Origin of the sequence: Pseudomonas sp. D4-21, from assembly GCF_051132125.1 — a bacterium.
Taxonomy (GTDB): Bacteria; Pseudomonadota; Gammaproteobacteria; order Pseudomonadales; family Pseudomonadaceae; genus Aquipseudomonas.
The window spans coordinates 3,252,296-3,275,164 of record NZ_CP071664.1 but is presented as its reverse complement, the minus strand read 5'-3'; the positions used below and the strand labels follow the sequence as shown (position 1 = coordinate 3,275,164).

23 protein-coding genes are annotated in these 22,869 nt (G+C 60.8%); 13 read left to right on the top strand and 10 right to left on the bottom strand.

Annotated elements, in window-relative coordinates:
• Positions 1-60 precede the first annotated feature (60 nt).
• From J3Q04_RS14540 to J3Q04_RS14515, 6 genes are all read left to right on the top strand, one after another.
• Positions 61-213 (top strand): hypothetical protein, encoded by a 153-nt coding sequence (locus J3Q04_RS14540; RefSeq protein WP_434563685.1) that lies wholly within the window; start codon positions 61-63, stop codon positions 211-213.
• Between the two features lie 53 nt (positions 214-266).
• Positions 267-1,193, top strand: coding sequence for a sugar ABC transporter substrate-binding protein (locus tag J3Q04_RS14535; RefSeq protein ID WP_420766601.1), 927 nt, complete (start codon positions 267-269; stop codon positions 1,191-1,193).
• Positions 1,194-1,265: 72 nt separating this feature from the next.
• Positions 1,266-2,819 carry a sugar ABC transporter ATP-binding protein gene (locus tag J3Q04_RS14530; protein WP_434563689.1) on the top strand — a complete coding sequence of 518 codons (1,554 nt, stop codon included), beginning with the start codon at positions 1,266-1,268 and terminating at the stop codon, positions 2,817-2,819.
• Positions 2,820-2,907: 88 nt separating this feature from the next.
• Complete coding sequence (locus tag J3Q04_RS14525) at positions 2,908-3,930, top strand: ABC transporter permease (protein ID WP_420766599.1); 1,023 nt, start codon at positions 2,908-2,910, stop codon at positions 3,928-3,930.
• A 326-nt stretch (positions 3,931-4,256) separates the two neighbouring features.
• Complete coding sequence (locus J3Q04_RS14520) at positions 4,257-4,661, top strand: TraR/DksA family transcriptional regulator (RefSeq protein ID WP_030141286.1); 405 nt, start codon at positions 4,257-4,259, stop codon at positions 4,659-4,661.
• 169 nt (positions 4,662-4,830) lie between these two features.
• A complete protein-coding gene (locus tag J3Q04_RS14515) occupies positions 4,831-6,438 on the top strand; it encodes a methyl-accepting chemotaxis protein (protein ID WP_434611056.1) in 1,608 nt (535 codons plus the stop codon).
• An 86-nt stretch (positions 6,439-6,524) separates the two neighbouring features.
• Here the strand turns inward: J3Q04_RS14515 and J3Q04_RS14510 are convergent, their stop codons facing one another.
• The 3 genes from J3Q04_RS14510 to J3Q04_RS14500 all read right to left on the bottom strand — a co-directional run bounded on the left by J3Q04_RS14510 (position 6,525) and on the right by J3Q04_RS14500 (position 7,439).
• A complete protein-coding gene (locus J3Q04_RS14510; protein WP_420766597.1) occupies positions 6,525-6,761 on the bottom strand; it encodes a DUF2789 family protein in 237 nt (78 codons plus the stop codon).
• Positions 6,762-6,851: 90 nt separating this feature from the next.
• Positions 6,852-7,082 (bottom strand): hypothetical protein, encoded by a 231-nt coding sequence (locus J3Q04_RS14505; protein WP_420766596.1) that lies wholly within the window; start codon positions 7,080-7,082, stop codon positions 6,852-6,854.
• Between the two features lie 99 nt (positions 7,083-7,181).
• Positions 7,182-7,439, bottom strand: a complete 258-nt coding sequence (locus tag J3Q04_RS14500; RefSeq protein ID WP_420766595.1) for a hypothetical protein — start codon at positions 7,437-7,439, stop codon at positions 7,182-7,184.
• Between the two features lie 411 nt (positions 7,440-7,850).
• Between J3Q04_RS14500 and J3Q04_RS14495 the strand changes: the two genes are divergently transcribed.
• The 3 genes from J3Q04_RS14495 (at position 7,851) to J3Q04_RS14485 (ending at position 10,068) form a co-directional block, all read left to right on the top strand.
• Positions 7,851-8,300 carry a hypothetical protein gene (locus J3Q04_RS14495; RefSeq protein ID WP_420766594.1) on the top strand — a complete coding sequence of 150 codons (450 nt, stop codon included), beginning with the start codon at positions 7,851-7,853 and terminating at the stop codon, positions 8,298-8,300.
• 183 nt (positions 8,301-8,483) lie between these two features.
• A complete protein-coding gene (locus tag J3Q04_RS14490) occupies positions 8,484-9,494 on the top strand; it encodes an ABC transporter substrate-binding protein (RefSeq protein WP_420766593.1) in 1,011 nt (336 codons plus the stop codon).
• A 136-nt stretch (positions 9,495-9,630) separates the two neighbouring features.
• A complete protein-coding gene (locus J3Q04_RS14485; protein ID WP_420766592.1) occupies positions 9,631-10,068 on the top strand; it encodes a DUF3995 domain-containing protein in 438 nt (145 codons plus the stop codon).
• Positions 10,069-10,142: 74 nt separating this feature from the next.
• Here J3Q04_RS14485 and J3Q04_RS14480 read toward each other — a convergent pair whose 3' ends face one another.
• From J3Q04_RS14480 to J3Q04_RS14455, 6 genes are read right to left on the bottom strand one after another with little or no spacing between them, the layout of a single operon-like run.
• Positions 10,143-10,505, bottom strand: coding sequence for a Na+/H+ antiporter subunit G (locus J3Q04_RS14480; protein ID WP_420766591.1), 363 nt, complete (start codon positions 10,503-10,505; stop codon positions 10,143-10,145).
• Positions 10,502-10,780, bottom strand: a complete 279-nt coding sequence (locus tag J3Q04_RS14475) for a K+/H+ antiporter subunit F (RefSeq protein ID WP_420766590.1) — start codon at positions 10,778-10,780, stop codon at positions 10,502-10,504. The genes J3Q04_RS14480 and J3Q04_RS14475 overlap by 4 nt, the downstream gene beginning before the upstream one ends.
• Positions 10,777-11,265, bottom strand: a complete 489-nt coding sequence (locus tag J3Q04_RS14470) for a Na+/H+ antiporter subunit E (RefSeq protein WP_420766635.1) — start codon at positions 11,263-11,265, stop codon at positions 10,777-10,779. Before J3Q04_RS14470 ends, J3Q04_RS14475 begins: the two co-directional genes overlap by 4 nt.
• Positions 11,265-12,950 (bottom strand): monovalent cation/H+ antiporter subunit D, encoded by a 1,686-nt coding sequence (locus tag J3Q04_RS14465; RefSeq protein ID WP_434611060.1) that lies wholly within the window; start codon positions 12,948-12,950, stop codon positions 11,265-11,267. Before J3Q04_RS14465 ends, J3Q04_RS14470 begins: the two co-directional genes overlap by 1 nt.
• Positions 12,947-13,291: a Na+/H+ antiporter subunit C gene (locus tag J3Q04_RS14460; protein ID WP_005789164.1), complete on the bottom strand. Its 345-nt coding sequence runs from the start codon at positions 13,289-13,291 to the stop codon at positions 12,947-12,949. Before J3Q04_RS14460 ends, J3Q04_RS14465 begins: the two co-directional genes overlap by 4 nt.
• Entirely contained in the window at positions 13,291-16,215 is a 2,925-nt protein-coding gene (locus tag J3Q04_RS14455) for a monovalent cation/H+ antiporter subunit A (RefSeq protein WP_434563699.1), read from the bottom strand. Before J3Q04_RS14455 ends, J3Q04_RS14460 begins: the two co-directional genes overlap by 1 nt.
• A gap of 257 nt (positions 16,216-16,472) precedes the next feature.
• On the opposite strand from J3Q04_RS14455, the gene J3Q04_RS14450 reads away from it, so the two are divergent.
• From J3Q04_RS14450 to J3Q04_RS14440, 3 genes are all read left to right on the top strand, one after another.
• Entirely contained in the window at positions 16,473-19,049 is a 2,577-nt protein-coding gene (locus J3Q04_RS14450; RefSeq protein ID WP_434611063.1) for an S-type pyocin domain-containing protein, read from the top strand.
• Positions 19,046-19,324 (top strand): bacteriocin immunity protein, encoded by a 279-nt coding sequence (locus tag J3Q04_RS14445; protein WP_434611066.1) that lies wholly within the window; start codon positions 19,046-19,048, stop codon positions 19,322-19,324. The genes J3Q04_RS14450 and J3Q04_RS14445 overlap by 4 nt, the downstream gene beginning before the upstream one ends.
• 84 nt (positions 19,325-19,408) lie before the next feature.
• Positions 19,409-21,253 carry a bacteriocin immunity protein gene (locus J3Q04_RS14440; protein WP_434611068.1) on the top strand — a complete coding sequence of 615 codons (1,845 nt, stop codon included), beginning with the start codon at positions 19,409-19,411 and terminating at the stop codon, positions 21,251-21,253.
• A 25-nt stretch (positions 21,254-21,278) separates the two neighbouring features.
• Here J3Q04_RS14440 and J3Q04_RS14435 read toward each other — a convergent pair whose 3' ends face one another.
• Positions 21,279-22,301 carry a DMT family transporter gene (locus tag J3Q04_RS14435; protein ID WP_434611558.1) on the bottom strand — a complete coding sequence of 341 codons (1,023 nt, stop codon included), beginning with the start codon at positions 22,299-22,301 and terminating at the stop codon, positions 21,279-21,281.
• On the opposite strand from J3Q04_RS14435, the gene J3Q04_RS14430 reads away from it, so the two are divergent.
• Positions 22,296-22,859 carry a helix-turn-helix domain-containing protein gene (locus J3Q04_RS14430; RefSeq protein WP_434611070.1) on the top strand — a complete coding sequence of 188 codons (564 nt, stop codon included), beginning with the start codon at positions 22,296-22,298 and terminating at the stop codon, positions 22,857-22,859. The two genes, J3Q04_RS14435 and J3Q04_RS14430, sit on opposite strands and share 6 nt — an antisense overlap.
• The last annotated feature ends 10 nt before the right edge of the window (positions 22,860-22,869 follow it).

Sequence of the window (22,869 nt, the reverse complement as noted above, 5' to 3'; positions counted from 1 at the left end):
GGCTCGCCCTGAATGGACGAAGGACGAAACAAAAACAAGAAACACAGCCAGGTACCGTCGATGAAAACCTTCAACCGCTCTGCGTTTCACCTGCCATTGTCCTTGCGCCTGTCCGCAATCCTTCCCTTGTTCGAAGCCCTGTGCATCCAGCGCAGGGGCGCCGTGGTGTGCTGCATGCCCGGCGCACCGATCGTGCGTTTACCACGTTCCTGAAGTCCGTTACGCCTTATCCATAAGACCAACAAAAAAGTGGAGAAAGAACGTTCATGAACACCAAGACCCGTATTGCCTCGCTGGCCCTGTCATTGATGTTTGCCAGCGGCGCTGCCCTGGCGGACCTGAAGATCGGCGTCAGCATGTCCCAGTTCGATGACACCTGGTTGACCTACCTGCGCGAGTCCATGGACAAGAAAGCCAAGGCCCTGCCGGACGGCGTCACGTTGCAGTTCGAAGATGCGCGCAGCGACGTGGTCAAGCAATTGAGTCAGGTAGAAAGCTTCATCAGCCAGAAGGTCGACGCGCTCATCGTCAACCCGGTGGACACCGCCGCGACCCAACGCATCACCAAGGCCGCCGTGGCCGCCGGCATTCCGCTGGTGTACGTCAACCGCCGTCCAGACGACCCGAAACTGCCGGAAGGCGTGGTCACCGTGGCCTCGGATGACCTTGAGGCCGGGCGCATGCAGATGCAGTACCTGGCCGACAAGATGGGCGGCAAGGGTGAGATCGTGATCCTGCTGGGCGATTTGGCGAACAACTCCACCACCAACCGCACCAAGGGCGTCAAGGAAGTCCTCGCCAAGTACCCGGACATCAAGATCGAGCAGGAGCAGACGGGCACGTGGTCCCGGGACAAGGGCATGACCCTGGTCAATGACTGGCTGACCCAAGGCCGCGAGTTCAACGCCGTGGTGTCCAACAACGATGAAATGGCCATTGGCGCCGCCATGGCCCTCAGGCAAACGGGCGCCAAGAAGGGCAGCGTGTTGATCGCAGGGGTCGACGGCACGCCGGACGGCTTGAACGCCATCAAGAAAGGCGACATGGCGGTCTCGGTGTTCCAGGACGCCAAGGGTCAAGCCGACGGCTCGATCGATACCGCGGTGAAAATGGTCAAGAAGCAGCCGGTCGAGCAATCCGTCTGGGTGCCATATCGCTTGATCACGCCGGAGAACGTCGATCAGTTCAAGTAACGCTTCACCTGTTTCATCACAACAATAAACAGGCAAGGTCGCCGCGCCGACCTTGCCCAGGGAGTACCCACCATGTTCGCATCAGCGACTGCTTCGAGCGCCCCGGCGGCAACGTTCCGGCCGGACGCATTACCTGACGAACCGTACCTGTTGGAGGTCGTCAACGTCAGCAAAGGCTTCCCTGGCGTCGTGGCCCTGTCAGACGTGCAATTGCGGGTACGCCCCGGCTCGGTGCTGGCCTTGATGGGGGAAAACGGTGCGGGCAAATCCACGCTCATGAAGATCATCGCCGGCATCTACCAGCCCGACGCCGGCGAGCTGCGCCTGCGGGGCAAGCCGGTGACCTTCGACACCCCCCTGGCGGCCTTGCAGGCCGGGATCGCCATGATCCACCAGGAACTGAACCTGATGCCCCACATGAGCATCGCCGAAAACATCTGGATCGGCCGCGAACAGCTCAACGGCCTGCACATGATCGATCATGGTGAAATGCACCGCTGCACCGCCCGGTTGCTGGAGCGCTTGCGCATCAAGCTTGACCCGGAGGAGCAGGTGGGCAACCTGAGCATTGCCGAACGGCAGATGGTGGAGATCGCCAAGGCCGTCTCGTATGACTCCGACATCCTGATCATGGACGAACCGACTTCGGCCATCACCGAGACCGAAGTCGCCCATTTGTTCTCGATCATCGCCGACCTCAAGGCCCAGGGTAAGGGCATCATCTACATCACCCATAAAATGAACGAAGTCTTCGCCATCGCCGATGAAGTGGCGGTGTTTCGCGACGGCGCCTACATCGGCCTGCAACGGGCCGACAGCATGGATGGCGACAGCCTGATTTCGATGATGGTCGGGCGTGAATTGAGCCAATTGTTCCCCGAGCGGGACAAGCCAATCGGCGATCGGGTCCTGTCGGTACGGGACTTGAGCCTGGCGGGTATTTTCAAAGGGGTGTCGTTCGACCTGCACGCCGGGGAAATCCTCGGCATCGCGGGGTTGATGGGCTCGGGCCGGACCAACGTCGCCGAGGCGATTTTCGGCGTCACCCCTGCCACTGGCGGCGAAATCTTGCTGGACGGCCAGCCGGTCCACATCAGTGATCCGCACATGGCGATCGAGAAGGGCTTCGCGTTGTTGACCGAGGATCGCAAGCTCAGCGGCTTGTTTCCCTGCTTGTCGGTGCTGGAAAACATGGAAATGGCCGTGCTGCCTCATTACGTCGGCAACGGTTTCATCCAGCAAAAAGCCCTGCGCGCCTTGTGCGAGGACATGTGCAAGAAGCTGCGGGTCAAGACACCGTCCCTGGAGCAGTGCATCGACACTCTATCCGGCGGTAACCAGCAGAAGGCCTTGCTGGCCCGCTGGCTGATGACCAACCCGCGCATCCTGATCCTCGACGAACCGACCCGCGGCATCGATGTCGGCGCCAAGGCCGAGATCTACCGACTCATTGCCTACCTCGCCAGCGAAGGCATGGCGGTCATCATGATTTCTTCGGAGCTGCCTGAGGTGCTGGGCATGAGCGACCGCGTCATGGTGATGCACGAAGGCGACCTGATGGGCACCCTCGACCGCAGCGAAGCCACCCAGGAACGAGTCATGCAACTGGCGTCGGGCCTGTCCTGATGCCTGCCGGGCGAATCAATAACGTCGAGCAATAATCCCGTGGCGAGGGAGCAAGCTTCCTCGCCACAGATAAAAAAGGTGATTGGCTATGAACGCGATATTGGAAAACAAACCCGCCGCCGCACCGGCCAGGACGCGTCGGCGGCTGCCCACGGAACTGAGCATTTTCCTGGTGCTGATCGGCATCGGCCTGGTGTTCGAGCTGTTCGGCTGGATCATGCGCGACCAGAGTTTCCTGATGAACTCCCAGCGCCTGGTGCTGATGATCCTGCAAGTGTCGATCATCGGCCTGCTGGCCATCGGCGTGACCCAGGTGATCATCACCACCGGCATCGACTTGTCGTCAGGTTCGGTGCTGGCGTTGTCGGCGATGATTGCCGCGAGCCTGGCCCAGACTTCGGATTTTTCCCGGGCGGTGTTTCCTTCCCTGACGGACCTGCCCGTGTGGATACCGGTGGTGGCGGGCCTCGGCGTGGGGCTGCTGGCGGGGGCGATCAACGGCAGCATCATCGCCGTTACCGGCATCCCGCCTTTTATCGCCACCCTCGGCATGATGGTCTCGGCCCGTGGCTTGGCGCGTTATTACACCGAAGGCCAGCCGGTGAGCATGTTGTCCGATTCGTACACCGCCATCGGTCATGGCGCTATGCCGGTGATCATCTTCCTGGTGGTGGCGGTGATCTTCCACGTCGCCTTGCGCTACACCAAGTACGGTAAATACACCTACGCCATCGGCGGCAACATGCAGGCGGCGCGGACCTCGGGCATCAACGTCAAGCGCCACCTGGTGATCGTCTACAGCATCGCGGGGCTGCTGGCGGGCTTGGCCGGCGTCGTGGCCTCGGCGCGGGCGGCGACCGGGCAGGCCGGCATGGGCATGTCTTACGAGCTCGACGCGATCGCCGCGGCGGTCATTGGCGGCACCAGCCTGGCCGGTGGAGTGGGGCGCATCACCGGGACGGTGATCGGTGCGCTGATCCTCGGGGTAATGGCCAGTGGTTTTACCTTTGTCGGTGTCGATGCCTATATCCAGGACATCATCAAGGGTCTGATCATTGTCGTCGCGGTGGTGATCGATCAGTACCGCAACAAGCGCAAACTCAAACGCTGACATGCCTGAGGTTGCGACAAAGCGCCACGCCTGACCCGCGTGGCGTTGCCATTTGTCTTCTTGATACAGCCATCGCAGCGAATTTCTTGTTATAAACGCACTCCGACGGCCGGCAGAAGCCTGTCAGACAGCATTTGAAGCGGTTGTCGGACATTTTCCCCATGTTTTCGGTTGCTGACGCCCCGACTCGGCCTTAGACTGCCGCCCCTCGTAAATTGAGTGCCGGGTGGCGCTTGGAATAAACGGCGCCTTCCCGATGAGCGTGGCTGCTTGATGCGGGACGCTCCATAATTCGCCTTAATGCACGTTTTTTTATAGAGAAATCAATGACAAAGGAAAAGTTGCTGGCCATGCCGGCGGATGACTACATGAATGCCGAGCAACTGGCTTACTTCACCAAGCTGTTGCAGAACATGAAAGTCGAAACCCACGAGCGCATCGAACAGAACCGAATCGCCATTGAGAGCCTGGACAGCCCGGCCGACCCGGCGGACGCAGCTTCCGTAGAAGAAGAGCGCACCTGGCTGGTCAACGCCATCGATCGCGACCAGCGCATGCTGCCGCAACTGGAGCAGGCCCTGGACCGTATCAACGACGAAAGCTTCGGCTGGTGCGACGACAGCGGCGAGCCGATCGGCCTCAAGCGCCTGTTGATCAGTCCGACCACCAAATACTGCATCGAAGCCCAGGAACGTCACGAGCAGATCGACAAGCACCAGCGCCAGGCCTGATACCGTTTTCGAAAAAGATCGCAGCCCTTCATCCGAAGCTGCGGTCTTTTTGCTTTTTGGTCATCACGCTTCTCGTTTTTTTGCCGAAAACACGACTAATGGACCATGGATAATGGCTCGATAGTGGCGTTTAATGCGGCCATAACAATGAGAAAAGTGGGTGACGAAAATGGCGACAGAAGGATCTCTGGCGGCGACAGCGTCGGCCTCGGTGCCAGTAGCGCGCGTTACAGCGCGCTGGCTTGCGCCGACTCTGCAAAGCCTGGCGCTGGTTTCGCTGCTGTGTGGCATGACCTTGGGCGGTTGGTCGTTGTACCTGGCGTTGCCGCTGGCGCTGCTCATCGTCTGGTTGCCACGCCTGCGCTCGCGGCTGAACAGCACACCGGTGCCGACGGCAAGCGACAGCCTGGCCGAGCTCACCCGCGATCTTTCCTACACCACCAGCCATAATGCACTGTCCGCCGCTGGCGTTGCCTATTCGGTCAAGCAGCTGGCGGGCAAGGTCCAGTCACAGCTCGGGGCCGCGGCGCAGATCGTTGGCAACGCCGAAGCGATGATCGCGACCGAGCAGGCCACCTCGCAGCTCAGTCAAGAGGCCCTGGGCGCGGCCAGCGAGGCCCATCGCAGCAGTGTCGCCGGGCGCAGCGAGTTGGTCGAATCCATCAGCCGAATGCATCAGCTCAGTCAGCGCGCCAATGAAAGCCGCGAACTCATCGAGGCGCTGAGCGTGCGCAGCGACGAAATCCAGCGGGTGACCCTGGTGATTCAATCGATCGCCAGCCAGACCAACCTGTTGGCCCTTAACGCTGCGATCGAGGCGGCCCGTGCCGGGGAACATGGTCGCGGTTTTGCGGTGGTGGCCGACGAGGTGCGTGGGTTGGCCGGGCGCACTGCCGCGGCGACCGGCGAGGTCGGCGTGATGGTCGCGGATATCCAGCAGCGCACCGCGCAGGTCGTCGAGCAGATCCGCCAATTGGCCGGTGACCTGGACAGCGGTGTGCAGCAAGTCGAGCACACCGGCCAGCACCTCGAAAACATCGCGCGGCTTGCGGCCGGTGTCGAAACCCAGGTCAGCGCCATCGCCCAGGGTACCGACACTAACCGTGGACAACTCGATAGCCTGTTTCATGCGATCGAGCAAATGCGCGGTGACCTGGCGATCAGCGACCAGCAGACCCAGCGCCTGGCCGAGGCCGCTGTGCAGATGGAAGGCCAGGCCGAGACCATCAGCGAGCGCCTGGCCGAGGTGGGCCTGGACGATTATCACCAGCGGGTCTATGACTTGGCGCGGGAAGGGGCAAGCCGGATTGCCGCACAGTTCGAGGCGGATATCGACCAGGGGCGCGTCAGCCTGGAGGATCTGTTCGATCGCAGCTACCAACCGATCCCCAATACCCATCCGGCGAAGTTCCAGACCCGTTTCGACCGCTACACCGACCAGGTGCTGCCAGCGATCCAGGAACCGTTGCTGGCGCGGCATGAGGGGCTGGTCTTCGCGATTGCCTGCACTCAGCAGGGCTACGTGCCGACTCACAACAATGCGTTCTGTCAGCCGTTGACCGGCGATCCGCAAGTGGACACGCTGAACAATCGCACAAAGCGCAAGTTCTCCGATCGCACCGGGATCCGCTGCGGCAGTCATCAACAGCCGGTGTTGCTGCAAACCTATACGCGGGACACGGGCGAGCTGATGCATGACCTGTCGGTGCCAATCATGCTCAAGGGACGTCATTGGGGTGGGTTGCGGCTGGGCTATAAGCCCGAGAAACCGCGCTGAGTCTCGACGGAGCCTGTATGACGAGCAAGCTTTCGTGGCGAGGGAGCAAGCTCCCTCGCCACGAAAGCTTGCTTGCCGTTCTGGGGTTATTTACCGTCGTGCAGGCGTACGTTCAGTTGATCCACCAATACCGCCTCTTCGCCGTCGGCAAGCAACCATTCGCGAAGCAGATCTTGTTGCTGATTCGACCAGAAAGGCGCATCGACCAACTTGGTGTTCGGATCCAGCGGGTGCGCCATGATGAAATCATCGATGGCGTTGCCGTCCGAAGGCAGGCCAAGTTGGTCAAACAGGGTGCTGAGTTCGTGGGATGGTTGTTCCATTTTGTAGGACTCCTCTGGACTACCGCCGTCATGGCGCCTCGGTTGCTTCCCTCTATCTGAGGCGAGCAATCGTCAGGAGTTCGATTGGCTTCAGGCTTTCAGCGCACCTTCGTCCACCGCGAGCTTCAGGGCCCGGGCTGACTCCTTGGCGGCCTCGGCCGCAAGTTCCGGCGTCTTGAACCAGCGATCCCTTTCTACCTGGTGATAGGTGACCGCAGTGGCGGCGGTTTTGGCGCGCATGACGATGACCGCTTGGAATTCGCCTTCTACCTCTCTGGCTTCGCCGCGGATGAAAAAATCGCCGATGTCTAGTTCCGTCACGTCGCGCCTTCCCTTCAAGTCATATTGTTGTACGAGCACCGCCGATGGAGGCGCTCGCTGGGCAGGCAGTATGGCAGCAGTTGCCGGTCGGCGGCTGAGTTAAGTCATGGCGCCTGCCGTTGAAGGGTTCTGTTCGAGGGTGCGGGCGAGATAGCAGGCTTCGTTATGGTCGGCGCGGAAACCTCTTACGCGCCCGGTAGAGGTTTCTTCGATATGAAAAAAACACTTGCCGGCAAGAACGACCCGGTATCTGGGCTGGATCAATGCAATCGGTGCGTAACCGTCGTCATGAGTGGCGTCCTGCGCCAGGGCGACACATGAGATGGCGGGGCGGATCAGGGTTGGAAACGTAGCCATGTGAATTCCTTTTCTATGGTTACCGACGAATTGCCGGCTGTTTTAAGTAGTCTGCGCGTCAGCGGCTGCTCTAGAATCGGCAGCACCGTGTGTACGGTTGCGCCTATCTAAAGCAATTTTTTTTGGCCTCGATGTCAGAAAAATGCTTTTCTAAGTGAGAAATTTCCCTAAAGTTAGTAGTCCCACCTTTTCCGATGCTCAGAGTGGTGTTTTCCTTCAGCCTCTGACGACCGCCGGGAAAGACGGCGAGAGTAGCGATCCTATAGTCTTCTCCCGCCCTGGGTCAGGGCGCACCGTTCACTTTCGAATTCAATGACAGGCCCATGGGGCCGTGCGGGTTCTCGTGGTCCATTCTCAAAGAGTGGGCCGTTTAAAGATGGGGATGTTTCCTTGGCAGTAAGTAATCTCGACATGCATGCGTTATTTGTACTGGGCGACCTGCGGGCAAAACTGGTCAAGCAATTCCAGTCACGGTTTGTCTATATCACCGAGCAGACCGCCGAAGGTATCTATATTGCCGAAATCGACACCGAGTCGGCATTGGTCGTCGATGACAAACCCCGGCTGGAACTCAAGGTTGGCGACCATTTTCGCGCGGCGGTACTTCCCAGTCGCGAGGGAGGCAAGTTTGAAATCCGGTTTCGTGAAATCAAATTGACGGTCTATGGCCTGGGTGACTACGCGTTCGTCACGACCGCCGAGGGCCACGCCATCCTGTTCAAGGAAGGGCACAGCGTAGTGACCGTATTGGCCGCCAACGAACAGTTGCAGGAAGGTTTGACCAAGACGTTGAAAGCAGTCACCGCCAAGGCTGCCAAATGGCGCAAGGGTGAACTTGTGACATTCAAGGCCAGCGAGTAGGAAGCGGCTTTCATCCTTGGATGACGAATCGGGTTGATGTCCTTTGTTCTTTTTATACTCGTAACAGTTTTAAAACGCTCCTGCTGGAACCTTGGCTACAGTCAATTGACTGAACTAGTCACAGGCTTGCGTTCGCTTCGCACGCCGTTCGGCTATTGCTGCATCCGGCATGAGGTATCAAACATGAAACGAGTTCGACAGTGGCTGGCTGCCTGGGCCACCCTCGCTGTGTTGGTTTCACCCCTTCCGGCATCCGCTGCATCGACGCCGATCCACTTTGCCGACCTGAACTGGGAAAGCGGCAGCCTGATCACCGATATCCTGAGGGTCATTGTCGAAAAGGGCTACGGGTTGCCGACGGACACGTTGCCGGGCACCACCATTACCCTGGAAACCGCCCTGGCCAATAACGATATCCAAGTGATCGGCGAGGAGTGGGCAGGTCGCAGTCCGGTGTGGGTCAAGGCCGAGGCCGAAGGCAAGGTGGTTGCCCTGGGCGATACGGTCAAGGGCGCGACCGAAGGCTGGTGGGTGCCGGAATACGTCATCAAGGGCGACCCTGCCAAGGGCATCAAGCCCCTGGCGCCGGACTTGCGCAGCGTCGAGGACCTTGCGCGCTACAAGCACGTGTTCAAGGACCCGGAAAGCCCCAGCAAGGGACGCTTCCTCAACAGTCCCATCGGTTGGACTTCCGAGGTGGTCAACAAGCAAAAGCTCAAGGCCTACGGTCTTTCCGACAGCTATGTGAACTTTCGCAGCGGCTCAGGGGCCGCGCTCGATGCCGAGATCACTTCGTCGATTCGCCGTGGCAAGCCGATCCTGTTCTACTACTGGTCGCCCACGCCGCTGCTCGGGCGTTTCAAACTGGTGCAGTTGCAAGAGCCGCCATTCGATGCCGAGGCCTGGAAAACCCTGACCGATGCCGACAACCCCAACCCCAGGCCGACGCGGTCCCTGGCTTCGAAGTTGTCCATTGGCGTGTCCGTACCGTTCCAGAAACAACACCCGGACATTGCCGAGTTCTTCAGCAAGGTCGACCTGCCGATCGACCCGCTGAACAAGGCCCTGGCCGATATGAGTGAGAAACGCACGCCCTCCCGCGAGGCCGCCGAAGCCTTCCTCAAGGCTCACCCCGAGGTTTGGCAGGCCTGGTTACCCAAGGAGGTCGCCGACAAGGTGACCGCGGGGCTGTAGCGCGTTAAGGCCAGTCAATTGAACAGTTGATCCTGGGCAAGTCGTCATTCACTGGAATCCGGCAACCTGCGCCCGTCCAGCGAAATGCCAGATTCCAGCTAGGATGATTGTTCAACCTTTTTCAGGAGGCTGGCGAATGACGCTTGTATTGGCTCGGTCGCTGGTCGCGGTGTTTGCGACCATCAGCTTGATTCATTTGTATTGGGCCCTGGGCGGGCAGTGGGCGGCGCTGGCGGTAGTGCCGCAGGTGCCGGTGAAGCAGGGCGGCACACTGCAACCGGCGTTCAACCCGTCGGGATGGCTGACGCTGTTGGTGGCGCTGGCGCTGCTGATGATTGCGGTGCTGGTGTGTCTGCGGGTCGGCCTGATCGCGCCTCCCGTGACCCATCGTGCCTTGCAATGGCTGATCAGTGCGATTGCCCTGTTGATGTTTGCCCGGGCCATTGGCGAGTCGAACCTGGTGGGTTTCTTCAAGGAGGTCAAGGGGTCGACGTTCGCCCGGCTCGATACCTGGGTCTACTCGCCGTTGTGTGTCGTGCTGGGGGCAGGGTTGCTGACGGTGGCGTGGGCTTGAGCGAACCAGAGGCGAACGCCGTTGTGGCGAGGGGATAGATCCCCTCGCCACAACAAAGCCTGTCTCAAGCTTCCTTAACCATCGCTCCCGGTCCTGGGGCTGCTTATTTCCGCCGGTACATCATCCCCCGCCATGCGCTTGCGGAACAAAGCCGCCCGGGCCAACAGCAGGGTCGTCACCGGCACCGTGATGGACAGCAGGATCGGTATCAGCCAGGCATGCAGCACCGGGCCCGACTTGAGCGCCGAGAAATAAATGATCGAGGCCAGCGCAACGCACCAGGCCCCCAGCGTCGAAGCCAGGGCAGGCGGGTGCATGCGCTGAAAATAATCCTTGAGCCGCACCAGGCCGATCGCCCCGGTCAGGGCGAAAAGACTGCCGAGCACCAGCAGGATCGCCACTGGGATCTCGACCCACATCGACAGTTCTCCCGTCATTCGATCACCTCGCCACGCAACAGGAACTTGGCCAGGGCAAACGAGCCGACAAAGCCGAACAGGGCGATCAACAGCGCCGCCTCGAAATACGTGTCGCTGGCATACCGAATGCCCAGCACCAGCATCATCAGCATCGCGACGATGTACAAGTAATCGAGGGCCAGGACCCGGTCCTGTGCCGAGGGGCCCTTGAACAGGCGCACCAGGGTCAGCACCATGGTCAGCGAGAACAGGAACAGACTCAGCAGGATCGCATTGGACAGCAGCGCGCTCATTCGAAAATCTCCATCAGCGGACGCTCGTAGGTGGCCTTGAAATGGTCGATAAACGCCCCTTCGTCCTCCAGATCGAAAATGTGTATCAACAGGATGCTGCGATCCAGCGCCAACTCCGACCAGACCGTCCCTGGAATCACCGTGGTGATCATCGAAAGCACCGCCAGCCCATTGGCGTCGTGCAGGTCCAGCGGCACCTTGATAAACCGCGAGCGAGGCGGGCGGCGCCCGGCGTTGAGTACGCGCCAGGCGACGGCCAGGTTGGACACCAGCACGTCCCATCCCACCAGCAAGAGCAGTCGCAGCATGACCCCGGGACGCCGGATACGGATGGGTCGTGGCCGCAGCGGACGCATCATCAGTGGCGCGAGGAAACCCAGCGCGGCGCCCAGCAGCAGGTGGCCGGCACTCAGGGACAGGTTCAACAACAGCCAGAGCAACCCCAATGCCAGGGACAGCCACGGTGCGGGAAACAAATGCTTGATCATGGCTGCACCGCCTGCAATCGAGTGTTGCCTTCAGGGTTGGGGACGGCGCGGGTGGAAAAAACCGCCATCACATAATGTTCAGGCGTATTCAACCCATCGGCGGCGGATTGGGTGTAGCGCAGCAATGGCTCGGCCTTGAACGTCAAGACGATCCCCAGCCCCAGTAACGCGAGGATCGGCAGGCATTCGAACGGACGCAACAGCGGGGAGGGCCGTTCCTGCGGTGTCCAGAAGCGCTGGATGCCCAAGCGCGAAAAGGCGATCAACGAGGCGAGCCCGGACAGGATCAACAGCGCCAGCAGGCCCCAGGCGGCGGCCGATACGGGCACGTCGGCACTCGCCCCCAGGCCCTGGGGGTTGAGCAGCGCGCTGAGCAGCCCCAGCTTGCCGATAAACCCCGACAAGGGAGGCATGCCGACAATCAACAGTGCACAGGCGATGAAACTCAGACCGAGAAAGGCCATGGTCCAGGGGATCACTTGCCCGACCACGGCTTTCTGTTCGTCATCGAGGTTGATGCCCTTGGGCGGCTGCAGCGATTCCAGGGGGCGCGGCAGGGTGTCGAGGTCATCTTCCAGCGGCAGGTCATTGGCGGAGCGTGAGCGCTCGATCAGTTCGGCCAGCAAGAACAGCGCGCACAGCGCCAGGGTCGAGCTCACCAGGTAAAACAGCGCGGCGCCTATCAGGTTGGGCTGTGCGAAGCCGATGGCTGACAACAGGATGCCGGCCGAGACCAGGATACTCAGGCTGGCCATGCGTTCCAGGCGCTGGGCCGCGAGGATGGCGATGGCCGCGCAGGCGATGGTCGCCATGCCGCCGTAGACCAGCCAGTCGCCGCCAAAATACGCCGACGCGCCGGCTTGCCCCGAGAACAGCAGGGTCCACAACCGCAACACGGTGTAGACGCCCACCTTGGTCATGATCGCGAACAAGGCCGCCACCGGGGCGCTGGCCGCGCTGTAGGCCGGCACCAGCCAGAAATTCAGCGGCCACATGCCAGCCTTCGCCAGGAACGCCACTGCCAGGATCGCGGCACCGGCGTGCAGCAGGCCGCGGTCCGCTTCGGGCACCAAGGGCACTTTCAAGGCCAGGTCGGCCATGTTCAAGGTGCCGGTGACGCCATAGATCAACGCCGCGCCAATCAGGAACAACGACGACGCCAGCAAGTTGATGGCGATGTAATGCAGCCCCGACGAGACGCGGGCCCGCCCCGATCCGTGGAGCATCAAGCCGTAGGACGCGGCCAGCAATACTTCGAAAAACACAAACAGATTGAACAGGTCCGCCGTCAGGAAAGCGCCGTAAAGACCCATCAGCTGAATCTGGAACAGCGCATGGAAACTGGCGCCGGCCCGATCCCACCGCGCCATCGCGAACAGCAGGGCGCAGACGCCGATGATGCCCGTCAGCACCAGCATCAGCGCCGACAGGCGATCGACCACCAACACGATTCCGAACGGCGCTTGCCAGTTGCCCGGCAGGTACACGCCAAAGGACGCGGGCAATGCCTGGTCCTGGGTCCAGTCCAACAGCAGCACGGCGATGCCCAGGCCCAGCAGGCTGGAAAACAGATTGATCCGCGCTTTGAGCGGGCGATGTTTCTCGCCCAGCATCAGCATCAACGCGGCGGTCAGCAGCGGTAGCAGGATGGGCGCGGCGATCAAGTGAGGCGTCAGCATCATTCCTTGGGCTCCCGGCCGTCCACATGGTCGGTGCCGGTCAGCCCGCGGGACGCGAGCAAGACGACGAGAAACAGCGCGGTCATGGCGAAGCTGATCACAATGGCTGTCAGCACCAGGGCCTGGGGCAGCGGATCGGTGTAGTTCAGCAGATCCTGGGGCACGCCGTCCTTGATGATCGGTTCCTTGCCGATGAACAGGCTGCCCATGCTGAAGATGAACAGGTTGACGCCATAGGACAGCAGGCAAAGCCCCATGACCACCTGAAAGGTCCGGGGCCGCAGCACCAGCCAGACGCCCGAGGCGGCCAATACGCCGATTGCGATTGCGATGACTTCTTCCATCAGGCGTTGGCTCCTTTGAGGGGGGCGACGGGTTTGGCGTGCAGCCCCGGTTTATGGGCCCGCACCGACTGGTGAGCCAGGGCGGTAAGGATCAATAGCGTGGAGCCGACCACCACGGCGTAGACGCCGATGTCGAAGAACAGCGCACTCGCCAGATGGAGGTCACCCAGCAGCGGCAACTCGAAATGCCAGGTGTGAGTGGTCAGGAACGGATAACCCACCGCCATCGCCCCCAACCCCGTCGCGGTGGCGAACAACAGCCCCGTGCCCATCCAGCGCAGCGGTCGCAGGCTCATTTGTGCTTCGACCCACTGGGTGCCGGCGACCATGTACTGGAGGATGAACGCCACCGACATCACCAGGCCGGCGACGAAACCGCCACCCGGTTGGTTGTGGCCGCGCATGAACAGGTAGAACGACACCACCAGGGCAATCGGCAACAGCAGGCGCACCAGCACCGACGGCACCATCATGAAGCCCAGCGCGGTGTCGCTGGCGTGACGCGGGTTGACCAGGTCGGTCACCACGTCCGGCGCCAGCAGGCGCTGTTGCGCCGGGAGCTGCATGCTTTCCTTGGGTGGCCGGAAGCGCCGCAGCAGGGCGAATACCGCCAGCGCTACCGCCACCAGTACGGTGATTTCGCCCAGGGTGTCGAAGCCGCGGAAGTCCACCAGCATCACGTTTACCACATTGCTGCCGCCACCTTCGGGCAAGGCCCGGCTCAGGTAAAACGACGAAATGTCGTTGGGTGTCTGGCGCGTGAGCATCGCATAGGACAGCAACGCCATGCCGCCGCCCACTGCGATGGATAGCAGCAAGTCCCGCAGACGACGGATGCGCGCGCGGCGTTCGCTGTTGGGCAGCGGCGACACATCTTCGATCCGCCGTGGCAACCAGCGCAGGCCCAGCAGGATCAGCACCGTGGTGACCACCTCCACGACCAGTTGAGTCAAGGCCAGGTCCGGGGCCGAGAACCAGACAAAAGTCACGCACGTCATCAGGCCGCAGACACTGACCATCGTCAGCGCCGCGAGGCGGTGATATTTGGCCTGCCAGGCAGCGCCCAACGCGCAAGCGATGGCCAGCACCCACAGCGTGACGAACACCACGGAGCCGGGAATCCTGGGGCGGTCGCCCCAGGCCAGCGTGCTGCTGAGCATCGGAATCAGCCCGGCCATTACGGCCGCCAGTACCAGCAGGAACAACTGAGCCTGCAAGCGCCGGGTACTGATCTTGCGCTCCAACCGTCGGCCCTGGCGCATCATCAGCACCAGGCTGCGCTCGAACAAACGCTTGCCGCTGAGACGCCCCATCAGCGGTGGCTGCTTGATATGGCCTTGCTTGAATTGCTTGCGCAGCAGCAGGTACAGGACGATCCCACCCGACATCGCCACCAGGCTCATGATCATGGGCGCGTTCAGGCCATGCCAGATCGCCAGGCTGTACTGGGGCAGCGGACCGCCCACCACCGGCAGCGCCGCCGCCGCCAGCAACGAACCAACCACCTGTGCCGGAAAGATGCCCACCAACAGGCAGGTAAACACCAGAAGCTCAACCGGCGCGCGCATCCAGCGCGGCGGTTCATGGGGCGTGTGGGGCAGGTCGGTGGCAGTGGGGCCGAAGAACACGTCGACGGTAAAACGCAGGGAATAGGCGACGCTGAACGTGCCGGCAATGGTGGCGACGATCGGCAGCGCCAGCTCGACCCAGGCCGTGGCGGAAATGAACACGGTCTCGGCGAAGAACATTTCCTTGGACAGGAAGCCGTTGAGCAACGGCACCCCGGCCATCGCCGCGCTGGCAACCATCGCCAGGGTGGCGGTGTACGGAATCAGCCGCACCAGGCCGCTGAGCTTGCGGATGTCCCGGGTGCCACTTTCGTGGTCGATGATGCCGGCGGCCATGAACAGCGAGGCCTTGAACGTGGCGTGGTTGAGGATATGAAACACGGCCGCGACCGCCGCCAGCGGGCTGTTGAGGCCAAGCAGAAGTGTAATCAGCCCCAAGTGGCTGATGGTCGAATAGGCAAGGAGGCCCTTGAGGTCGTTCTGGAACATCGCGCAATACGCGCCCAGCATCAGTGTGAACGCCCCGGCGCCGCCGACGATATAGAACCACTGTTCACTGCCCGACAGCGAGGGCCACAACCGTGCCAGCAGGAAAACACCGGCCTTGACCATGGTCGCCGAGTGCAGGTACGCCGACACCGGCGTGGGCGCGGCCATGGCGTGGGGCAGCCAGAAATGGAAAGGAAACTGGGCGCTCTTGCTCAAGGCGCCGATCAGGATCAGCGGCAACAGGACTGGATAGAGGGCGTGCTGGCGAATCATGTCGCCGGCGGCCAGGACCTTGTCCAAATCATAACTGCCCACCACATGGCCAAGCAGCATCACCCCGGCCAACAGGCACAGCCCGCCGGCGCCGGTCACCATCAACGCCATATAGGCGCCGCGCCGCGCGTCGGCGCGGTGATGCCAGTAACCGATCAGCAGGAATGAGAACAGGCTGGTCAATTCCCAGAAGAACACCATCTGGATCAGGTTGCCGGAAATCACCAGCCCGAGCATCGCGCCCATGAAAGCCAGGAAAAACGCAAAGAACCGCGGCACCGGATCGTCCGGCGACATGTAGTAGCGGGCATACAACGACACCAGCGTGCCGATGCCCAGCACCAGCAACGAAAACAGCCAGGCGAAGCCGTCCAGGCGCAGGACGAAATTCAGGCCAAGGCTGGGCAGCCAGGCATATTGCTCTTGGATAACCCCGCCGTCGGCGATCTGCGGGTACCACAAAGCCACCTGAACGGTGCCCACCAAGGCCACAAGACCTGCCAGCAATGATTCGGCATTGCGCGCGTTATGCGGCAGCAACGCCGCGACACAGCTGCCGACGAAGGGCAAAAGCAATAGAACTATCAGCGACATAGGCTTCTATTCGGCAAAGGTTGTTCGGGATCATACGTGGCGTATTCCCGATCACCAACCGCGAGGGTGTCGCAGAATCCTACAAGGAGGGGGAAGTTTTCCTGTTTGGAGTCGTTTTGCGAGCGCCGGGTCGTCGGGATCGACCATGGGTATCAAGGCACTCGTACCACACGAACCCTGCTCGGGTGCGGTAAGTATGTACCGCACCCGAGCAGGGCTTCATCACCATCCTGCGCCATACAGAAAAGGAGATCTGTATGGAAAAGCGAACATTCAGCGATGGATCAGATGGAACGGTAGTCATCAGGCCGGGACGGCCCTCATCGGGCGGCGGTTCCGGAGGAGGATATGGCGGCGGCTACGGAGGGAACCGCGTAGGAGCAACAGGAGGCCCAAAGCGTTCGGCCAAAGGGATGGAAAAGCGGCGCCAAGGAACGCTCAAGCGTCAGGCCGAGGAAGCGAAAGCCGTTGAAAAAGCAAAGGCCAATGCAGCAAAAGCCAAGGCCGCCGCTGCCGCAAAGGTAAAGGAGCAGGCGCGCCAACAGGCATTGGCGACCATGGTGCAGCGCCACACCACCACCCGGGCCGAGGTGGATCGAAACTTCGCGGGCAAGCGATCACAACTCGACGCGGCGCTTCAAAAGGAAATCACGGCCGCAAAACGTCCGCCCGCCTCGAATTCAGCCGAGCGTTGGCAGCTTTACACCATTAGCAAGGAGAAAAATGAGATCGATGGGCTGGTCGCCCGCAAGTCTCACGCACTCAAGGCGAAGAATCTCGCTGCCCGTGCCTTTGACGGACAGGATCCACTTTCCCGTTCGGTCGATAACTACCGCGCGCGAGTGGATCAATTCGGTGCCGCGCTGGACGAAGGTCACCGTCTTTGGGAGCAAGCCTACACCGCTGCACACGAAGCGCGGCTATTGGCCGAGCAAATCAGGGCGTTGACCGAAAAATCCAACGCACTGGCCCGACACCATGCCGAACAGACTGTCGTTTGGCGCGAGCGGGAGGCCGTCTGGGAACGCCAGCGTCAGTACGCCGAACGGCGGGCCGAGCGCATACGCTTCAAGCAAAAGGTCGACGAAAGCATCCGGCGCCAACTGTTCAGGCAAGCCCATACCCTGACCGTGCCCACCTCAGTGCTGGCTTCGGGTGGAATGGTCCTGACCCGTGAGACGGTGTTCGTTGCACAGGAAGCGGCGGCGGTACTGGAAAAATCCGTTGAGGCCAGTGTTGCGGCGCTTAAAGATTACGGGCGCATCCTGGCCCGGACGGGACCGGTTTTTGTCACGGCCATGGTTTATTCGCCTGTACTGGGTGACGGTGAACTCACACCGCAACAGCGCGGGCGCCTGTTCCAAGGCGTTGGGGTTCCGGCAGAGGCACTGGGGCTGGTTGATGGGCAAGCCTTGCAGCGTGTCGCCGATGCCGGTGGCTCCGTTGAAGTGGCCTACCGGCTCAAACCCGAAACCACGGCGCAAGGTACCGCTATTCATGCAACCAGCGTCGCCGAGGGTATCGACGGGCGGGTTCCGGTTATCAACGCGGTGCTCGACCCATTGAGTGGTCTGTACAACGCTGAAATTCCCGGCTTCCCGACACGGCAATTGCAATTCGCGGCAGACACGGTTGCGCAGGCTGTCCCTCAGAACTTCCCAGGTGTGACTTCGCTGACGCCCCAGATACAAGCACTGCCGGCGGGTGTGGACCTGCGCATTCAGGACTGCATCGTGTGTGTGCCCGGTTTGCCGCCGACCTATTTCTCTTTCGAAGCGCCACCGTTGGGTTCGGGTGTCGTCACTGGCGCAGGCAAACTGGCTGCGAATGATTGGTGGTCCAGCGCCAGCCAGGCGCAAGGCGCGGCCATCCCTGAGCCCATCGGTGACTCGATGCGGGCGCAGCCAATCAAGTCGTTCGGCGCCTTCGACCAGGCGCTATGGCGGACCCTCTCTGAACATCCGGCTCTGTGGGCAAACACAGACGAACTCAACCGCAAACGCATCGAACGCGGCTTTGCGCCCTATGCGCCAAAAAGCACATGGGTGGGAGAGCGTCGAGAATTCGAGCTGCGTTATCGGGAGCGTGCGGAGCTGGGTGAGAATCCATTCAACCTCGACCGGATCAGCATCACCACACCAAACAGCCTGCTCGGCAGGCCGGGCATCGTCCCGGCGGTCATCCCCTGGCCGGCGCCTCCCATCGGCCACGGTACCCGAACGCCTTTGGTTCCGCCGGGCATCGAACAACTTGGCCCGACCACGCTGCCCGTCACGCCACCGTTTTCGCAGATTTATCCCGGCAAGCCTGTCATCCCCGTCCTACCGGAAAACGAGACGCTTCCGGCTGTTGATCCAGTGCAGACCGGTGCGAGTATTCCTGGGTATCCGGGGGATATGGATCTGCCCTCGCCGGATGCGCTGTTTTATGACCGGCGAGATGATCCCGGGATGGCCCTCGGCTTTGGGCAGCCAGTTTCAGGCATTTGGTTGGGGGAGGCGGCGAGAACGACTGGGGTGGCGATTCCTGATCGGATTGCGGATCAGTTGAGGGGCAGAGAGTTTGCGAACTTTCATCGGTTTAGGGAGGCGTTTTGGAGGGCGGTGGCGGCGGATCGTGATTTAAGTAAGCAGTTTAATGGCTCAAATCTGCGAGAGATGACCAAGGGAGCGCCGCCGTTCGCTAGTCGATTGGATCAGGTTGGCGGGAGAAGGAAGTATGAAATCCATCATAAGCACGAAGTTGCGAAAGGCGGCGCAGTTTATGACTTGGAAAATCTGCTAGTTATGACTGCAAGGCGGCATATTGATTTTCACAAAGGAGAGAAGCCATGAGCGTGCTCAAAGAACGGCTGGAAGATTATACGGAGGCTGAATTTCTGACATTTCTTCGAAAATTTTTTGATTACTCCGTTGCTTTGGAGGGGGATGCGTTGAGCCAATATACCGATAGGTTGGTGGACCATTTTGAACTGATTACTGAGCACCCTGATGGCTCAGATGTTCTCTTCTACCCAAAGGAAGGCCAAGAAGACAGCCCCGCTGGAATCCTGAAAGAAGTCAAGGAATGGCGAGCCCGCAATAACAGACCAGGTTTCAAACCCGAATAAATCATCGTTTCGTACGCATCAGCTCGACCCGTCGCGAGCAGGTGCGTCATCCACGTCGCACGCTTGAGCAAGGAAAAACCAAAGATGGAACTTAAACCCAAACTCCAGGATTACACCGAGTCCGAATTTCAAACTCTTGTCGACAAGATCTGGAATGTGGAGGCCTGCAGGGACAAGAAAGAGCATGACAGACTGATCAAACACTTCGATCTGATAGTTGGTCATCCTGATGGTGCGGATCTGTTGTTTTACCCGGAGGATACCTCCAATTTTCATTCCCCAGGCGCAGTCACCTTCCAGCTCAAGCATTGGTATCACCAGAGGAGACTCATTCCTTTCAGGGACGGTGTGCTTCCAGCACCGTTCACGCCGGTCGACGGGTCGAGCCTTATTGGACACACCACGGCGAGAGCCAGGCACGAACTTGCGAACGCTCAGCGAATGGCTGGGGACATCGCCTCTGCGGAGCAAACGGTCGATGCAGCATTCTCTCTGCTTGAAAGCGCTATCCAGCATCTGCCAATCCAACAGCATTCGAACGCGACGCTGGAGGCACTGGAAAAAGGTATCCGTCGGGTTGAACATGCACAGCACGAGCTGCTGATGGCGGTTCGTGCATTCGAAGGTAAAAAAATGCGTGTCGAGTTCGACAAAGCCGCGGCACAGCGAAATCTTACCTACAGCCAGGCGGAGAGGCCCCTCTGGCAAGCCGTTTTGCAGCAGGCCACTGCCAATCAGGCTGGTTATCTGGCGCGTCTGCCCTCCAACACCCAGCGCCATGCCGAACTCCACACCAACGCCGAAGCCTTGGTTGATCATGCCTGGCAGCAACTGGTGCGCCTACGGACTCCCGACCGATACCCAAGCGAGTTTCGCCTGTCTGCCGTCGCTAACCTGGAACGACCGGATCTTTTGATCAGCGACGCACAGCCGTTGATGTCGGTACAACGAGTGGACTTGCATAAGACCCTGCGTTCCGCAGTCGCCGAATTCAATTGGTCATTGACCGACGGTGCGCAGGAGCATCTTGGACAGTACGCCGGCGTGCTGCACTTCAGGTTCGCCAGCCGCGCCAAGGCCGTGCGTTTTGGCCTCTGCGTTGCGCTGAATGAGCTTTCTCTGATCGATCTTGATTGGCAACTATTGGCCGCCCAGCAAGGCGAAGTAGAACTGCCGCTGCGAATGAGCACCTCGACAGTCCCCGTGAAGGTCGGCAGTCTGTCGTATGGATTAAAAGAAATACGCGAACTCTTCGAAGTCTTTATCACTCCCTGCGCCGGGGTTTTGCCAGCGAAGGTTCGTGTCAGGCTCGCCGTCTGGCAGGAAGGCGAGAGGGCCTATCGGTTCACGAGCGATGGCCCGCAGCCCTCCGTTATTAAGTGGGCAGTACCCCATGGCCTGGAAGCGCCGGTGGCGCCAAAACCGGATCGGCTCGATTCCGTTGGTTTCGTCCGGTCATCGCCAGTGCCCGAATTGGCCACGTTCGAATCTATCGAAGAGGTGCGATTCGATGATTATGTGGTGGTGTTTCCGCGGGAGTCAGGGCTTGAGCCGGTCTATGTGCTATTCAATGACCGTCGGGATTGTCCAGGTGTCGTCAGTGGAGAAGGGCACGCGGAGGCTGACGATTGGCGAACGCAAGCCTTGAGCAGCCAGGGAGCGTCGGTCCCTGCGTCAGTCGCCGATTCATTGCGCGGGCAAGTTTTCGAGCGTTTCGATCTGTTCAAACGTGCATTCTGGAGGGCCGTTGCGGCCGTACCGACCTTGAATGCACAATTCAATATCGAAAACAGGGTGTTACTGCTCAACGGTTCAGCGCCCCGCAGCGAGGAGCCCGACGATCATCGTGCGCTGCGCATTCTGCACCGCGTCGACATCACGCAGGGCGGTGGGGTCTACGATCTCGATAATCTGATTATTCGCTACTGAAACCCGAGGGCTGACGCATGGACGGTCAGCCCTCGCGCTCAAGCGCTTCATCTGCCCCTACGACACCTTTGTTCCGCGTTTTCAACTCGCTGACGATCACCGCCGCCACGATCAAGCCCGCCCCGAGCAACGCAATCGCCGGCAACCGCTCACCCGCCAGGCGCCCGGCGATGCCGGCCCATACCGGTTCGCCGGCATAGATAAGCGTGGCGCGGGTCGGCGAGACGCTTTTCTGGGCCCAGTTCATCGCCACCTGGATCGCTGCGCTGGCGGCGCCCAGGCCCACCGCGCTGATCAGCAACAGCCATGAAAAGCCTGGGATGACCTCTTGCGTCGGCACCACCATGAGGAATGCCAGCACCGCCGTGCTTGCCAGTTGCACCACGGTTACCCGCCGTACATCGACCTGGCCCGCATAGGCACTGATCAGAATGATCTCCGCCGCAATCGCGATGGCGCTGATCAGCGTGGCGATTTCACCGGGGCTGAAGTTCAGCGAGGCCCCAGCCGGCCCGGACACCAGCATGAGCCCAGTGAACGCCAACATGATGCCTATGCTTGGCATCAACCCCGGCCGCCGGCCCAGCACGAGCCATTGCAACAGCGGCACGAAAGGCACATACAGGGCGGTGATAAAGGCCGATTGGCTGCTGGGAATGGTTTGCAGGCCTACGGTTTGCAGGCCGTAGCCGAGCATGATCGCCACGCCGATGAAGGCCCCGGCCTTGAGCTCGAACAGGGTCAGGTCACGCAAGTGGCGCCACGAGAACAGCGCGACAAAAGCCGCCGCGGCGGCAAAGCGCAGGCCCACGAAGAACATCGGTCCGCTGACCGTCATGGCGTGTTGCACCAGCAGGAACGTGCCGCCCCAGATCATGGTGATCAGTACGAGCACGCATTCGGCCTTGCTGAACCTGGGCAGATGGGAGGAAGTTTGCGGGGAGTTCACCGATGCCATGACCTTGCGCACTACTTGAGGCGGACGCACAATGCGCCCGAAGTTGGGCAGTATAATGCGCAACCCCGGCAGATGAGCAATATAGTGCACAAAGAAAATGGCCAGCGGGCGTCCGTCCTGCAACACGTCAGCCAGAACGTCCGCCGCCTGCGGCATGCCGCGCAGCTCAGCCAGACGGCGCTGGCCGAATTGTCCGGTGTTAGCCGGCGGATGCTGGTTGCCATCGAAGCGGGCGAAAAGAATGTCAGCCTGACCACCCTGGACCGCGTTGCCGAAGCCTTGGACGTGGCTTTCAGCGACCTCATCCAGGCGCCTGACGCCCGCGATCCGAGCCGGATCAATGAGCTGGCCTGGGCCGGTGTGATTCCCGGCAGCAAAGCCATCTTATTGGCCAAGGCCACCGCCAACCGAGAGGTGGAGCTTTGGGAATGGCGCCTGGAACCCGGCGAGCATTACCATTCAGAACCCGACGCGGACGGTTGGAGCGAACAGCTCTACGTATTCGAGGGCTGCCTGACATTGTTGTTGGGCGGCGAAGAACGTCGAGTCGGGGCCGGCGAGTTTTTCATGTTTGCCAGCAACCAGCCCCATGCTTATCGCAACGATGGTCCGGTGGCGGTGAGATTCGTCCGCAACGTGGTGATTTGACTCCTGGAGA

Excerpts from the sequence above, each read along its gene's own strand:
- J3Q04_RS14540 (WP_434563685.1), top strand. The coding sequence starts at position 61 with ATGAAAACCTTCAACCGCTCTGCGTTTCACCTGCCATTGTCCTTGCGC.
- J3Q04_RS14535 (WP_420766601.1), top strand. The coding sequence starts at position 267 with ATGAACACCAAGACCCGTATTGCCTCGCTGGCCCTGTCATTGATGTTT.
- J3Q04_RS14530 (WP_434563689.1), top strand. The coding sequence starts at position 1,266 with ATGTTCGCATCAGCGACTGCTTCGAGCGCCCCGGCGGCAACGTTCCGG.
- J3Q04_RS14525 (WP_420766599.1), top strand. The coding sequence starts at position 2,908 with ATGAACGCGATATTGGAAAACAAACCCGCCGCCGCACCGGCCAGGACG.
- J3Q04_RS14520 (WP_030141286.1), top strand. The coding sequence starts at position 4,257 with ATGACAAAGGAAAAGTTGCTGGCCATGCCGGCGGATGACTACATGAAT.
- J3Q04_RS14515 (WP_434611056.1), top strand. The coding sequence starts at position 4,831 with ATGGCGACAGAAGGATCTCTGGCGGCGACAGCGTCGGCCTCGGTGCCA.
- J3Q04_RS14510 (WP_420766597.1), bottom strand. The coding sequence starts at position 6,761 with ATGGAACAACCATCCCACGAACTCAGCACCCTGTTTGACCAACTTGGC.
- J3Q04_RS14500 (WP_420766595.1), bottom strand. The coding sequence starts at position 7,439 with ATGGCTACGTTTCCAACCCTGATCCGCCCCGCCATCTCATGTGTCGCC.
- J3Q04_RS14495 (WP_420766594.1), top strand. The coding sequence starts at position 7,851 with ATGCATGCGTTATTTGTACTGGGCGACCTGCGGGCAAAACTGGTCAAG.
- J3Q04_RS14490 (WP_420766593.1), top strand. The coding sequence starts at position 8,484 with ATGAAACGAGTTCGACAGTGGCTGGCTGCCTGGGCCACCCTCGCTGTG.
- J3Q04_RS14485 (WP_420766592.1), top strand. The coding sequence starts at position 9,631 with ATGACGCTTGTATTGGCTCGGTCGCTGGTCGCGGTGTTTGCGACCATC.
- J3Q04_RS14480 (WP_420766591.1), bottom strand. The coding sequence starts at position 10,505 with ATGACGGGAGAACTGTCGATGTGGGTCGAGATCCCAGTGGCGATCCTG.
- J3Q04_RS14475 (WP_420766590.1), bottom strand. The coding sequence starts at position 10,780 with ATGAGCGCGCTGCTGTCCAATGCGATCCTGCTGAGTCTGTTCCTGTTC.
- J3Q04_RS14465 (WP_434611060.1), bottom strand. The coding sequence starts at position 12,950 with ATGATGCTGACGCCTCACTTGATCGCCGCGCCCATCCTGCTACCGCTG.
- J3Q04_RS14460 (WP_005789164.1), bottom strand. The coding sequence starts at position 13,291 with ATGGAAGAAGTCATCGCAATCGCAATCGGCGTATTGGCCGCCTCGGGC.
- J3Q04_RS14455 (WP_434563699.1), bottom strand. The coding sequence starts at position 16,215 with ATGTCGCTGATAGTTCTATTGCTTTTGCCCTTCGTCGGCAGCTGTGTC.
- J3Q04_RS14450 (WP_434611063.1), top strand. The coding sequence starts at position 16,473 with ATGGAAAAGCGAACATTCAGCGATGGATCAGATGGAACGGTAGTCATC.
- J3Q04_RS14445 (WP_434611066.1), top strand. The coding sequence starts at position 19,046 with ATGAGCGTGCTCAAAGAACGGCTGGAAGATTATACGGAGGCTGAATTT.
- J3Q04_RS14440 (WP_434611068.1), top strand. The coding sequence starts at position 19,409 with ATGGAACTTAAACCCAAACTCCAGGATTACACCGAGTCCGAATTTCAA.